Origin of the sequence: Micromonospora sp. NPDC005194, from assembly GCF_040608335.1 — a bacterium.
Lineage (GTDB): Bacteria > Actinomycetota > Actinomycetes > Mycobacteriales > Micromonosporaceae > Micromonospora.
Genome location: NZ_JBEXIA010000070.1, coordinates 1 through 12,765 on the forward strand (window position 1 = coordinate 1; position 12,765 = coordinate 12,765).

Genomic DNA, 12,765 nt, shown 5'->3' on the forward strand with positions numbered 1-12,765 from the left:
GGTGCGAAAACCATCCGGAGTGTTCGTGGGGAACCGGAAGGGGTTGGGCAATGCAGGGAATTCCGGTACGAACTACATGCTGGAGATGTCGCCCTGCTTGGCGCGGACGGCCTCGGCGGCGGCCAGGAGGCTGGCCAGCTCGTCGGCGTCCAGGTCGGTCTCGACGATCCGACGGACACCCTCGCGGCCGATCTCGGCCTCGACACCCAGGTAGACGCCGGAGATGCCGTACTCGCCGTCGACCCAGGCGCAGACCGGCATGACGTCGCCGGAGTCCTCGGCCACGGCCTTCGCCATCCGCGCCGCGGCGGCGGACGGGGCGTAGTACGCCGAACCGGTCTTGAGCAGTGCGACGACCTCGGCGCCACCGTTGCGGGTCTTGACGACCAGCTCCTCGATCTGCTCGGCCGGCATCGCGTCACGCAGCGGCTTGCCGTTGACGGTGCTCTTGGACGGCACCGGGACCATGGTGTCGCCGTGCGAGCCCAGGGTCAGCGTGCGTACCGACGCCACCGGCACGTTCAGCGCCTCGGCGACGAAGTTGCTGAACCGGGCGGTGTCGAGCATGCCGGCCTGGCCGAGCACCCGGTTCTTCGGGAACTGGGTGGCGAGCTGCGCCAGCGCGGTCATCTCGTCCAGCGGGTTGGAGACGACGATGACGACGGCGCTGGGGGCGTACTTGGCCACGTTCTCGGCGACCTGCCGCACGATCTTGGCGTTGGTCTCCAGCAGGTCCATCCGGCTCATGCCCGGCTTGCGGGGCAGGCCAGCGGTGATGACGACGACGTCGGAGCCCTCGATGGCCTCGTAGCCCTCGCCGTTCGGGCCGGTGGTCACGCCGACGACCTTGGTCTCGAAGCCCTCGATGGCCCGCGACTGGTTGAGGTCGAGCGCGAGGCCCGCGGGCTTGCCCTCCACGATGTCGGTGATCACAACGGTGTCGAAGACGTCGTACTCGGCCAGGCGCTGTGCGGTGGTGGAGCCGTAGAAGCCAGCCCCGACGACAGTGACCTTCTTACCCATGGTCGTCCCACTCCCTGATACCAGTCGGTTTTCCGGACCGTATCAGCCATCCTGGCACTGATCGGGCCAGGGGCGGACAGTTATGACCGGACAGACGCGAACGGCACTCGTGGGACAGCGTCGACGGGTCAGCCGCGCTCGGCGCGCTCCACGACGTTGGTCAGCAGCATGGCGCGGGTCATCGGGCCGACGCCGCCGGGCATCGGAACCAGCGCGCCGGCCGTCTCGGCCACCTCCGGAGCGACGTCGCCGGTGTAGCGGCCCTTGCCGTCCGGGCCGATCACCCGGGTGATGCCGACGTCCACGACGACGGCACCCGGGTTGATCATGTCGGCGGTCAGCAGCCCCGGTACGCCGGCCGCGACGATGACGATGTCGGCGGCCCGGGTGTGCGAGGCGAGGTCGAGGGTGCCGGTGTGGCACAGGGTGACGGTGGCGTTCTCGCTGCGACGGGTGAGCAGCAGGCCGAGCGGACGGCCGACGGTGTTGCCCCGGCCGACGACCGCCACGGTGGCACCGCGCAGCGCCACGTCGTGACGGCGGAGCAGCTCCACGATGCCGCGCGGGGTGCAGGGCAGCGGACCGTCGTAGCCGAGGACGAGACGACCCAGGTTGACCGGGTGCAGGCCGTCGGCGTCCTTGGCCGGGTCGATGAGCTCCAGCACCCGCTGGGTGTCCAGGTGGACGGGCAGCGGCAGCTGGACGATGTAGCCGTGGCACGCCGGGTCGGCGTTCAGCTCGGCCAGGACGTCGTCGACCTGCTGCTGGGTGGCGTCGGCCGGCAGCTCCCGGCGGATCGAGGCGATGCCCACCTCGGCGCAGTCACGGTGCTTGCCGTTGACGTACGCCTGGCTGCCCGGGTCGGCGCCGACCAGGACCGTGCCGAGCCCGGGGGTGATGCCGCGCTCCGCGAGAGCCTTCACCCGTATCCGCAGCTCGTCCTTGATCTCCGCCGCGGTCGCCTTGCCGTCCAGAAGCGTCGCCGTCACCACCAGATCGTCTCATGTCCGGCACGTGCCGTTCCGGCGACCTCACTCCGGACGGCCGCCGAGGCACCGGCCACACCACCGAAGGTCACGATTAGTTACGTGTTGCTCATCACTCTGGGTGACAATTTGTGGACCTTGTCACCGAGAAAGCGGTCGGCGCCTGCGCACGCGGCGGATACCGGACGGACCCGCCGGAGGCGGCCGAATCCCTGCCAGCAGACCCCACGACACTTCGGTCTTGTTGGCGAATGTGCAGCCCAGAGCCGCTTGTCCGGTTTGGGCTAGCACGCACGAGGGAGCCGCGCAAGGAAGACGTCCTCGGACCGTTACGCACCCGCAACCGGGCCGTTGTCGACGGCCGGTATTTCGACCTACCGTTACCGCTTGTTGCGCAGCGTAAACCCAGCGTCGGGCCTGACTGCGCAGCGTGAGGAGATGAGGAGGCTCTATGCGAGTTCGTAGACTCGCCGCCTGGACCGCCCTCCCGCTCGCGGTGACGCTGGGCCTCGCGGCCTGCGGCAGCGGCGGAGACGGTGGATCCGGCGGCAACGGCAGTTCGGCGGTCAGCATTCAGATCGCCGAGCCCCAGCACCTGGTTCCGACCAACACCACCGAGACGTCCGGGTCGCAGGTGCTCGCCGGCCTGTTCAGCCCGCTCGTCGACTACGACGCCCAGAACAAGCCGTACGAGGTCGCCGCGCAGTCGATCACCTCGTCCGACAACACGGTCTGGACGATCAAGCTCAAGGACGGCTACACCTTCCACAACGGCGAGAAGGTCACGTCCGAGGACTACATCAACGCGTGGAACTACGGCGCCTACGCGCCCAACGGCCAGGGTGGCAGCTACTTCTTCGAGAAGATCGCCGGCTACCAGGACCTGCAGGGCGACAAGCCGAAGGCCAAGGAGATGTCCGGCCTGAAGAAGGTCGACGACCTGACCTTCCAGGTGACGCTCAGCGCTCCGTACATCGATTTCAAGACGATGCTCGGATACAACGCGTTCTACCCGCTGCCGGACGCCGCGTTCTCGGCTCCGGGCGTGCTCAAGGACTCTTACGAGCAGGCACCGATCGGTCAGGGCCCGTTCAAGATGAAGGGCACCTGGCAGCACGACAGCAAGATCGACGTCGAGCGGTACGACGCCTACCCGGGCGAGAAGCCCAAGGTGCAGGACGTCGAGTTCCGGGTCTACCAGCAGCTCACCGCGGCCTACGCGGACGTGCTGGGCGACAACCTGGACGTGCTCCCGACGATCCCGACCGAGAGCCTCGGCAACGCGCCGACCGACCTGGGCGACCGGTACCAGACCAGCCCGATGTCGTCGTTCCAGTTCCTGGCCTTCCCGACGTTCGACAAGAACTTCAGCAACCCGGACGTGCGCAAGGCCATCTCGATGGCGATCGACCGTGACGAGATCACCAAGTCGGTCTTCAAGGGCTCGCAGACGCCGGCGCGCTCCTTCGTCTCGCCGGTCCTGCCGGGCTACCGGGAGAACACCACCGGCGCGTCGGGTGAGTTCAACCCGACCGAGGCCAAGAAGCTCTACCAGGCCGCCGGCGGCCCGTCGAAGATCGTCATCTCCTACAACGGCGACGGCGGTCACAAGGACTGGGTCGACGCGACCGCCAACCAGCTGAAGGCCAACCTGGGCGTGGACGTTGTCGGCTCGGCCGAGCCGAAGTTCGCCGACCTGCTCACCAAGGTCGAGAAGAAGCAGCCGGTTGGCATGTTCCGGCTGGGCTGGGTCATGGACTACCCCTCCATGGAGGACTACCTCGGCCCGCTGTACAGCACCAACGGCTCGTCGAACTACTACGGCTACAGCAACCCGGAGTTCGACAAGCTCGTCAAGGAGGGTTCCGCCGCCAAGACGCAGGACGAGGCGATCGCCAAGTACCAGCAGGCGGAGGACATCCTGGCCAAGGACATGCCGGTGATCCCGCTCCGCTTCGGCGAGAACGTGTACGGCACCTCGTCCAAGGTCAAGAACGTGCAGATGGACCTGTTCCAGCGGGTCAACCTCATCAAGATCGAAGCGGCCAGCTGAGCTGACCAACGGATTCGGGCCACCCGGGCGACGACGCCCGGGTGGCCCGGACCGCGCTGTACCGGCCGGGCCGCTCGCGTGGGCCCGCAGTCGGTGGCGCCGGCCTCCCCCGGGCCGGACGGCACGTCTCGGATATTTCGGGTACGACCAGAGATGCCGTCCTGCGACCCTTTCGCATATTTCCGGAGAGACTGCTAAGCATGTTCCGCTACATCTTGCGGCGCCTACTGCAGATGGTCCTGGCGTTCTTCGGGACCACCCTGATCGTCTACGCGCTGATGTTCGCCGGCCAGGGCGACCCCATCCAGGCCCTCGCGGGCGAACGCCCGGTGACGCCGGCCCAACGGGCCTACCTGACGGAGAAGTACCACCTCGACGCGACAGGCGTGGGCGGCTTCTTCTACCGCTACTTCGACTACGTCAAGAACCTGCTCCAGGGTGACCTCGGCCAGTCCCTGACCGGCCGCCAGATCGGCGACATCCTGCAGGCGGCCTGGCCGGTCACCCTCAAGCTCGCGCTCATCGCGCTCGCCGTGGCGATCATCTTCGGAGTCAGCGCCGGCGTGGTCGCCGGCATCCGCCGGGCCAGCATCTTCGACAACTCGACGCTGGTGCTGACCCTGCTCGTGCTGGGCATCCCGACCATCGTGCTGGCGCCGCTCGCCCAGTACTTCCTGGGCGTCAAGTGGCAGCTCTTCCCGCCCACCGCCGGCTCCCAGCCGACGTTCTACGCGCTGCTGCTGCCGGGCATCGTGCTCGGCTCGCTGTCGCTGGCCACCGCGCTGCGGCTGACCCGTACCTCGGTGGCCGAGAACCTGCGCGCCGACTACGTCCGGACCGCGCGGTCCAAGGGCCTGGTCAAGCGCCGCATCGTCACCGTCCACGTGCTGCGCAACTCGCTCATCCCGGTGGTCACCTTCCTCGGTGTGGAGCTGGGCAACCTGATGAGCGGCGCGATCATCACCGAGGGCGTCTTCAACATCCCCGGCGTGGGCTTCAACCTCTTCCGCGGCATCCGCACCGAGGACGGCCCCCTGGTGGTGGGCATCGTCAGCGTGCTCGTCGTGGTCTACCTGGTCTCGAACCTGGTGGTGGACGTCCTGTACGCCGTACTCGACCCGAGGATCCGCTATGAGTGAGCGCAGCGAACGAATCATCAGCGCAGCGTGCTTGGGCTCTCATGCCGGCGCCGAGCGCAGCGAGGTGCAGGCATGAGTGATTTTGAAACTGTGGCGGCCACCGAGAACCAGGCCGCACGGCGTGGCCCCTCGGGCGAGCCGGACGCCCCGAACCAGGTGGGCGCGCCGCAGAAGCCGCGCAGCCTGGCCGGCGACGCCTGGCGCGACCTGCGCCGCAACCCGATCTTCTGGGTCTCGCTGACACTGGTCGTCATCTTCACCCTGATGGCGCTGGCCCCCGGCGTGTTCACCGCCAACAGCCCGAACGACTGCCTGCTGTCCCGACAGCACGCCGGGCCGTCCGGCGGGGCCATCTTCGGGTACGACTTCCAGGGCTGCGACACGTACTCCCGGGCCGTCTACGGCACGCGGGCCTCGCTGCTGGTCGGCGCGCTCGCCGCGCTCGGCACCGGCATCATCGCGCTGGTCGTCGGCATGGTGGCCGGGTACTTCGGCCGCTGGGTCGACGCGGTGCTCTCCCGGGTGATCGACGTGGTGCTCGGCATCCCGCTGCTGCTGGCCGCGATCGTGCTGCTCAAGCGCGTCTCCACCGCCAGCGACAACGCCCGGATCGCCGCGGTGATCTTCGTACTGGCCATTCTCGGCTGGACCACGGCGGCCCGCGTCGTCCGCTCCTCGGTGATCACCGCCAAGGAGCAGGACTACGTGGCGGCGGCCCGGATGCTCGGCGCCGGCAACGGCCGGATCATGTGGCGGCACATCCTGCCGAACTCACTGGCCCCGGCCATCGTCGTGCTGACCATCGCGCTCGGCTCGTTCATCGCCGCCGAGGCGACGCTCTCCTTCCTGGGCATCGGCCTCAAGGCGCCGACCATCTCGTGGGGCCAGGACATCGACACCGGCCGTATCCACATGCGGGAGGCGGCGACTCCGCTGATCGTCCCGTCGGCCTTCCTCGCGCTGACCGTGCTGGCGTTCATCATGCTCGGCGACGCGATCCGTGACGCCTTCGACCCGAAGTTGCGGTGACTCTCTGATGACCCACTCCACCGTCGAACCCACCCCCGCCTCCCCCACCCCTGAGGGCGGCCACCTGCTGGAGCTGCGGGACCTGCACGTCGAGTTCCGGACCAACGAGGGCGTGGCCCGGGTGATCAACGGCGTGTCGTACCACCTGGACGCCGGGGAGACCCTCGCGGTGCTCGGCGAATCCGGCTCGGGCAAGTCGGTCACCGCCCAGGCGATCATGGGCATCCTGGACACGCCACCCGCGTTCGTCCGCTCCGGCCAGATCCTCTACCGGGGTCAGGACCTGCTCACGGCGTCCGAGGAGCAGCGCCGGCAGGTCCGCGGCAAGGAGATCGCGATGATCTTCCAGGACGCGCTCTCCGCGCTGAACCCGGTCTTCCCGGTCGGCTGGCAGATCGGCGAGACGCTGCGCCAGCGCTCCGGCATGTCCCGGGGCGACGCCCGCCGCCGGGCCGTCGAGCTGATGGACCTGGTCAAGATCCCCGGTGCCGCCAAGCGGATCGGCGACTACCCGCACCAGTTCTCCGGCGGCATGCGGCAACGCGTCATGATCGCCATGGCGCTGGCGCTGGACCCGAAGGTGCTGATCGCCGACGAGCCCACCACCGCGCTCGACGTCACCGTGCAGGCCCAGATCATGGACCTGCTGGCCGACCTGCGCCGGGACCTCAACATGGCGATGATCCTGATCACTCACGACCTGGGTGTGGTCGCCGGCGTCGCGGACCGGATCGCGGTCATGTACGCGGGTCGGATCGTCGAGCACGCCGATGTCCGTTCGCTCTACAAGGCGCCGGCCCACCCGTACACCAAGGGGTTGCTGGAGTCGATCCCGCGAATGGACGTCCGCGGCCAGGAACTGTCGACGATCAAGGGGTTGCCGCCGAACCTGATGCGCATCCCCTCCGGCTGCCCGTTCCACCCCCGGTGCCCGTACGTGCAGCAGGTCTGCGTGGACGTGGTGCCGCACGACCTGGTCCTCGGCGACGGCCGGACCAGCGCTTGCCACTTCGCGCAGGAGGTTCGTGATGACAGCGCCCGCTAGCTCCACCAAGGTCCGGGGCGAGACCATCCTCTCCGTCGACAACCTGGTGAAGCACTTCCCGATCAGTCAGGGTGTGCTGTTCCAGCGGCAGATCGGCGCCGTCAAGGCCGTCGACGGCGTGAGCTTCGAGCTGCGCCGGGGCGAGACGCTGGGCGTGGTCGGCGAGTCCGGCTGCGGCAAGTCCACCCTCGCCCGGCTGCTGATGCGGCTGGAGACGCCCACCTCGGGCCGGGCCACCCTGGAGGGCAGGGACCTGTTCAAGGCCTCCGGGGGCGAGCTGCGCCGGCTGCGCCGCAACATGCAGATGGTCATGCAGGACCCGTACACCTCGCTGAACCCGCGGATGACGGTCGGCGACATCATCGGTGAGCCGTTCGAGATCCACCGGGACGCCGCACCGAAGGGCAGCAAGGCCAAGCGGGTGCAGGAGTTGCTGGACCTGGTCGGGCTCAACCCGGAGCACATCAACCGGTACCCGCACCAGTTCTCCGGCGGTCAGCGCCAGCGCATCGGCATCGCCCGGGCGCTCGCCCTGCGGCCCGAGATCATCGTCTGCGACGAGCCGGTGTCGGCGCTGGACGTGTCCATCCAGGCCCAGGTGATCAACCTGCTGGAGCAGCTCCAGGACGAGCTCGGGCTCTCCTACATCTTCATCGCGCACGACCTGTCCGTGGTCCGGCACATCGCCGACCGGGTGGCCGTGATGTACCTCGGCCGGATCGTCGAGATCGGCACCGAGGACGAGATCTACGAGCGCGCCACCCACCCGTACACCCAGGCGCTGCTCTCCGCGGTGCCGGTGCCGGACCCGGAGGTACGCGATCAGCGCAACATGATCCGGCTGGTCGGCGACGTGCCCAGCCCGGCCGACCCGCCGAGCGGCTGCCACTTCCGCACCCGCTGCTGGAAGGCCCAGGACATCTGCGCCACCCAGGATCCCCAGGCGGTGCCGAGAGCGGCAGACCCGCACCCCTCGGCCTGCCACTTCGCCGAACTCCGCCCGGTCACGCCAGCCTGACCCCAAAGGGGCAGTTGATCATGAAGTTATTGCCCTGCACATCGGCGTGTCAGGGCAATAACTTCATGATCGACGGGGTGCAGACGAGGGTCAGTGGAAGAAGTGGCGGGTTCCCGTCAGGTACATCGTTACGTTGGCCTTTTTGGCCGCTGCGATGACCTCTTCGTCGCGGATCGAGCCGCCGGGCTGGACGATGGCGCGGACGCCGGCGTCGAGAAGGATCTGCGGGCCGTCGGCGAACGGGAAGAACGCGTCCGATGCGGCGACCGATCCCCGGGCGCGGTCGGCGCCGGCCCGGTCGACCGCCAACCGCGCGGAGTCGACCCGGTTGACCTGACCCATGCCGACCCCGACGGTGGCGCCGTCCTTGGCGAGCAGGATCGCGTTGCTCTTCACCGCGCGCACCGCCCGCCAGGCGAACGCGAGGTCCCGCAACAGCTCCTCGTCCGCGGCCTCGCCGGTCGCCAACTGCCAGTTCGCCGGGTCGTCACCGGGAGCGTCCACCCGGTCGGCGACCTGGGTCAGCACGCCACCGGTCACCGGCCGCCACTCGACCTTCGCCGGGCTCCAGGCCGGCGCCCGCAGCAGCCGGATGTTCTTCTTGCCCTGCAACACCTCGACCGCGCCCTCGTCGAAGCCGGGGGCGACCACCACCTCGGTGAAGATCTCGGCGACCTGCCGGGCCAGCTCGACCGAGACCGGCCGGTTGACCGCGATCACGCCGCCGAACGCCGACACCGGGTCACAGGCGTGCGCCCGGCGGTGCGCCTCGGCCACGTCCGCGCCCACGGCGATGCCGCACGGGTTGGCGTGCTTGATGATCGCAACCGCCGGCTGGTCGGCGAAGTCGTTGGCGGCCCGCCAGGCGGCGTCGGCGTCGACGTAGTTGTTGTACGACATCTCCTTGCCGTGCAGCTGCTCGGCCTGGGCCAGCCCCGCCGGGGCGTCCGGGTCGACGTAGAGCGCGGCGGGCTGGTGCGGGTTCTCCCCGTAGCGCAGCACTGTCGACTTGCGCAGCGCGGACCCGGCGAACGTCGGCCACGAGTCGTCGGCCGGGGCCAGCTCCTGGGCACACCACTGGGCCACCGCGACGTCGTACTCGGCGATGTCGGCGAACGCGCGGGCGGCCAGCGCGCGGCGCTGGGCCAGCGTGAAGCCACCCTCGTCGAGCGCGCCGAGCAGCGCCGGATAACCGGCCGGGTCGGTGAGGACCGCTACCGAGGCGTGGTTCTTGGCGGCGGCCCGCACCATGGCCGGGCCACCGATGTCGATCTGCTCCACGCACTCCTCGACGCCGGCGCCGGAGGCGACGGTCGCCTGGAACGGATAGAGGTTGGAGACCAGCAGGTCGAACGCGGCCACCCCCAGCTCGTCGAGCTGGGCGACGTGCGTGTCCTTGCGCAGGTCGGCGAGGAGACCGGCGTGCACCTTCGGGTGCAGGGTCTTCACCCGGCCGTCGAGCACCTCGGGGAACCCGGTCACCGTCTCCACCGGCGTCACCGGCACCCCGGCGGCGGCGATGGTGCCCGCCGTGCTGCCGGTGGACACGATCTGGACACCGGCCGCGTGCAGGGCCTGGGCCAGCTCGACCAATCCGGTCTTGTCGTAGACGCTGACCAGCGCCCGCCGAATCGGGCGACGTCCGTCCTGAGTGGGACTCACGGAACCGTGACCTTCCTTCCGGTGATGGTCCAGCCTTCGCGGACCAGGCGGCCGACCTGCTCGACGAGCTGGCGCCGTTCGGCTTCCTTGATGCGCTCGGTGAGCGCGTCCACGTCGTCGTCGTCGAGCACCGGCACCGCGACCTGCGCCACGATCGGCCCGGTGTCCATGCCGGCGTCGACGAAGAAGAGCGTGGCCCCGGTGAGCTTCACGCCGTAGGCGAGGGCGTCGCGCGGGCCGTGGATGCCGGGGAACGCCGGCAGCAGGGTGTTGTGGGTGTTCAGGTAGCGGTCGCCGAAGGCGGCGAGGAAGTGCGGGCCGACCAGCTTGAGGAAGCCGGCGGAGATGACCAGGTCGGGCTGGTGCTTGGCGACGTGCGCGGTGAGCGCGCGGTCCCAGTCCTCCCGGCTGTCATGGTCGCGGACCCGCTCGACGAAGGTCGGCACCCCCGCGGCCTCGGCCCGGTCCAGGCCCGCGATGCCGTCGCGGTCCGCGCCGACCGCGACGACCTGTGCGCCGTACGCGGGGTCGGCGGCGGCGTCCAGCAGGGCCTGCAGGTTGCTCCCGGAGCCGGAGATGAGGACGACGATGCGGGCGGCGGACGCGGGCTCGGTCACCGGGCCACCCTATCGGGCAGGTCAGGACGCCCCTCGGTTGGGCGGTTCGCCGATCTGTGACAGTGACCGACGGGCGGACTGAATAGTTATCGGGGGTAATGCGCGGTATGTCGTCGCGCTGCTGTGCTGTGCCTGAGGTGGTCTGACCGCGATCATGGATGGGAACAACAGCAGCAACTGACGGAACCAGTCCAAGGAGCTTCTCGAATGCAGCCCGGCAACCCCGGTCAGGACCCGTACGGCCAGCAGCCCAACCAGGACCCGACCGCCCCCCAGCCGCCGCACGACCCGTACGCCCCGCCGCCGGCCGCCCCGTACGGCCAGCAGCCCACCTCGGGTCAGCCCTACGGCCAGCCCACCTCGGGCCAGCCGTACGGCCAGCCGCCGGCGGCTCCCTACGGCCAGCAGCCCGGTGCCCCGTACGGCCAGCAGCCGCAGGACCCGTACGGCGCACCGCAGGCCCCGTACGGCCAGCAGCAGCCCTACGGTGGCACCCCGACGTACCCGAACGCCGGCTACCCGCAGCAGCAGGGCCAGAACAACACCCTGGGCCTGGTGTCGATGATCCTCGGCATCGCGTCGATCCCGCTGATCTGCTGCCTCTACCTGGGCATCCCGGTGGGTATCGCGGGCGTGGTGACCGGTTACCTCGCGAAGCAGAAGGTCGCCCAGGGCCAGGCCAGCAACGCCGGCCAGGCCAAGGCTGGCCTGATCTGCGGCGCGGTCGGCGTCGGCCTGGGCATCCTGCTGCTCATCATCAGCATCGTGGCGAACGTCAACCTGCCGACCGAGCCCTGAGAAGACCCTGCTCCCGACGGGGCGCTCCGGATCCGTCCGGGGCGCCCCGCGTCGTCTCCGCGCCACGTTGGCCGCGCCACGTTGGCCGTACCGCCGTTGGCCGCGCCGCCGTCGGCCGCGCCGCCGTCGGCCGTGCCCAGCCTCGGTCGAGCCACCGTCGGCCGCGCAGCCGGACGGTCAGACTCCGGGGCGCACCGGCGGTGTCTGAGCGGCGCGCGGGCTCCGGGCGAGCACCCGGGTGGCGGCGGCGCCGAGCAGCGCGCCGACCGCGACGACACCGGCCGCCACCGCGCCTACCTGCCAGGCCACCGGCCCGAGCTGTGCCAGCCGTCCCGCGCCGAGCGGCCCACCGGAGGCCGCGGCGGCGACGCCGAGCAGCACGCCGGCCACCGGCCCGGCCAGCGCCGCCGGCGCCAACAGCTCCGCCCAGCGCCGCGGCGGCCGCTCCGACCCGGCGGACCGGGCCAGCCGGCGGGCGAGCAACCAGCCGGCGACCATCCCGGCCAGCACCGGAACCGCGAGCAGCAGGGCGCCGAGGCCGTCCACCGGGCCGCGCGGCAGGCCAGCGAGCAACGGTACGGCCGGCAGCGCGCCGACCGACACCTCACTGGTACGCACGGCCGTGTCGACGCCCACCGCGAAGCCCGGCCCGAGCAGATAGCTGGTCGACCAGACCGCGGCGTTCGGCGCGTACGCCATGCTGACCAGGGTGATCCCGGCCTGCCCGGCCACTCCGGTCCGGTACGCGCCGATCATGTCCGCGGCGTCACCGCCGCCCATGGCCACGGCCAGACCGGCCGCGCCGGCGCCCGCCCCGAGCAGGAGGAGCGCGGCCACCAGCCCAGCGCGTACGCCGTCGCGCAGCGGGCCGGGTATCCGGGTGACGAGCAGCCGGGTCACTGCGGTGATCCGGATCGCACCGACCAGCGCGCCGAGCGTGCCGACCACCGCGAACGTCGCCGCCGCCCGCACCGGGGACACCTGCGGCCCGCCCGCGCCGATCAGCACCGCGGCGAGCGCGCCGAGCAGCGCGTACGCCAGACCGACCGCTGCGGCGGCGATCAGCGCGCGACGCGGTGAGCGGGTGTCGCGGGCGCCGATCGCGCGGCTCACGTGCACGCCGGCCCGGGTCAGTCGCCAGAGCGCGAGCACGGTGAGCGCCAGCGGGGCGAGCCCGAACGGGCCCGCCTCGGTGTGCAGCGGCACCCCGTGCCCCACCAGCCAACCGGCGAGCGCGGTGCGCAGGGTGCCGCCCAGCGTGGTGGAATCCGCGCCGAGCTGAACCAGGCCGAGCACGATGGCGACCGGCAGGTACGAGGTGAGAGCCGCCCCGGCCGCGGCCACCCCGGCGGCGACGGCCAGCGGCGCACGCCCACGCGGCGACCCACCGGCGCG

Annotated in this window: 11 protein-coding genes; 6 read left to right on the forward strand and 5 right to left on the reverse strand. The window is 70.5% G+C overall.

Annotated features, from left to right (window positions below; genetic code table 11):
• Positions 1 to 72: 72 nt before the first annotated feature.
• Together ABZU53_RS31150 and ABZU53_RS31155 are read right to left on the reverse strand one after the other, a co-directional pair.
• Positions 73 to 1,023: a malate dehydrogenase gene (locus tag ABZU53_RS31150; RefSeq protein ID WP_354855392.1), complete on the reverse strand. Its 951-nt coding sequence runs from the start codon at positions 1,021 to 1,023 to the stop codon at positions 73 to 75.
• Between the two features lie 128 nt (positions 1,024 to 1,151).
• On the reverse strand, positions 1,152 to 2,012 hold the full coding sequence (locus ABZU53_RS31155) for a bifunctional methylenetetrahydrofolate dehydrogenase/methenyltetrahydrofolate cyclohydrolase (protein WP_354855391.1): 861 nt from the start codon (positions 2,010 to 2,012) through the stop codon (positions 1,152 to 1,154).
• A 448-nt stretch (positions 2,013 to 2,460) separates the two neighbouring features.
• On the opposite strand from ABZU53_RS31155, the gene ABZU53_RS31160 reads away from it, so the two are divergent.
• From ABZU53_RS31160 to ABZU53_RS31180, 5 genes are all read left to right on the forward strand, one after another.
• The gene (locus ABZU53_RS31160) at positions 2,461 to 4,062 is read left to right on the forward strand and encodes an ABC transporter substrate-binding protein (protein WP_354855390.1); all 1,602 of its coding nucleotides are present in this window, start codon (positions 2,461 to 2,463) and stop codon (positions 4,060 to 4,062) included.
• Between the two features lie 200 nt (positions 4,063 to 4,262).
• Positions 4,263 to 5,201 carry an ABC transporter permease gene (locus tag ABZU53_RS31165; RefSeq protein ID WP_354855389.1) on the forward strand — a complete coding sequence of 313 codons (939 nt, stop codon included), beginning with the start codon at positions 4,263 to 4,265 and terminating at the stop codon, positions 5,199 to 5,201.
• A gap of 72 nt (positions 5,202 to 5,273) precedes the next feature.
• Positions 5,274 to 6,230 carry an ABC transporter permease gene (locus tag ABZU53_RS31170; protein WP_355069144.1) on the forward strand — a complete coding sequence of 319 codons (957 nt, stop codon included), beginning with the start codon at positions 5,274 to 5,276 and terminating at the stop codon, positions 6,228 to 6,230.
• 7 nt (positions 6,231 to 6,237) lie between these two features.
• Positions 6,238 to 7,275 (forward strand): ABC transporter ATP-binding protein, encoded by a 1,038-nt coding sequence (locus tag ABZU53_RS31175; RefSeq protein ID WP_354855387.1) that lies wholly within the window; start codon positions 6,238 to 6,240, stop codon positions 7,273 to 7,275.
• Positions 7,259 to 8,293 (forward strand): dipeptide ABC transporter ATP-binding protein, encoded by a 1,035-nt coding sequence (locus ABZU53_RS31180; protein ID WP_355069145.1) that lies wholly within the window; start codon positions 7,259 to 7,261, stop codon positions 8,291 to 8,293. The genes ABZU53_RS31175 and ABZU53_RS31180 overlap by 17 nt, the downstream gene beginning before the upstream one ends.
• A 90-nt stretch (positions 8,294 to 8,383) precedes the next feature.
• Here the strand turns inward: ABZU53_RS31180 and purH are convergent, their stop codons facing one another.
• Complete coding sequence (gene purH / locus ABZU53_RS31185; protein WP_355069147.1) at positions 8,384 to 9,955, reverse strand: bifunctional phosphoribosylaminoimidazolecarboxamide formyltransferase/IMP cyclohydrolase; 1,572 nt, start codon at positions 9,953 to 9,955, stop codon at positions 8,384 to 8,386.
• A complete protein-coding gene (gene purN / locus ABZU53_RS31190) occupies positions 9,952 to 10,572 on the reverse strand; it encodes a phosphoribosylglycinamide formyltransferase (protein ID WP_354855384.1) in 621 nt (206 codons plus the stop codon). Before purN ends, purH begins: the two co-directional genes overlap by 4 nt.
• A 207-nt stretch (positions 10,573 to 10,779) precedes the next feature.
• Here purN and ABZU53_RS31195 point away from each other — a divergent pair, with 207 nt between their 5' ends.
• Complete coding sequence (locus ABZU53_RS31195) at positions 10,780 to 11,370, forward strand: DUF4190 domain-containing protein (protein WP_354855383.1); 591 nt, start codon at positions 10,780 to 10,782, stop codon at positions 11,368 to 11,370.
• Positions 11,371 to 11,547: 177 nt separating this feature from the next.
• On the opposite strand, the gene ABZU53_RS31200 is transcribed toward ABZU53_RS31195, so the two are convergent.
• Positions 11,548 to 12,765, reverse strand: a 1,218-nt coding sequence (locus tag ABZU53_RS31200; RefSeq protein WP_355069149.1) for a DUF6350 family protein, incomplete at its 5' end; no start/stop codon positions are given.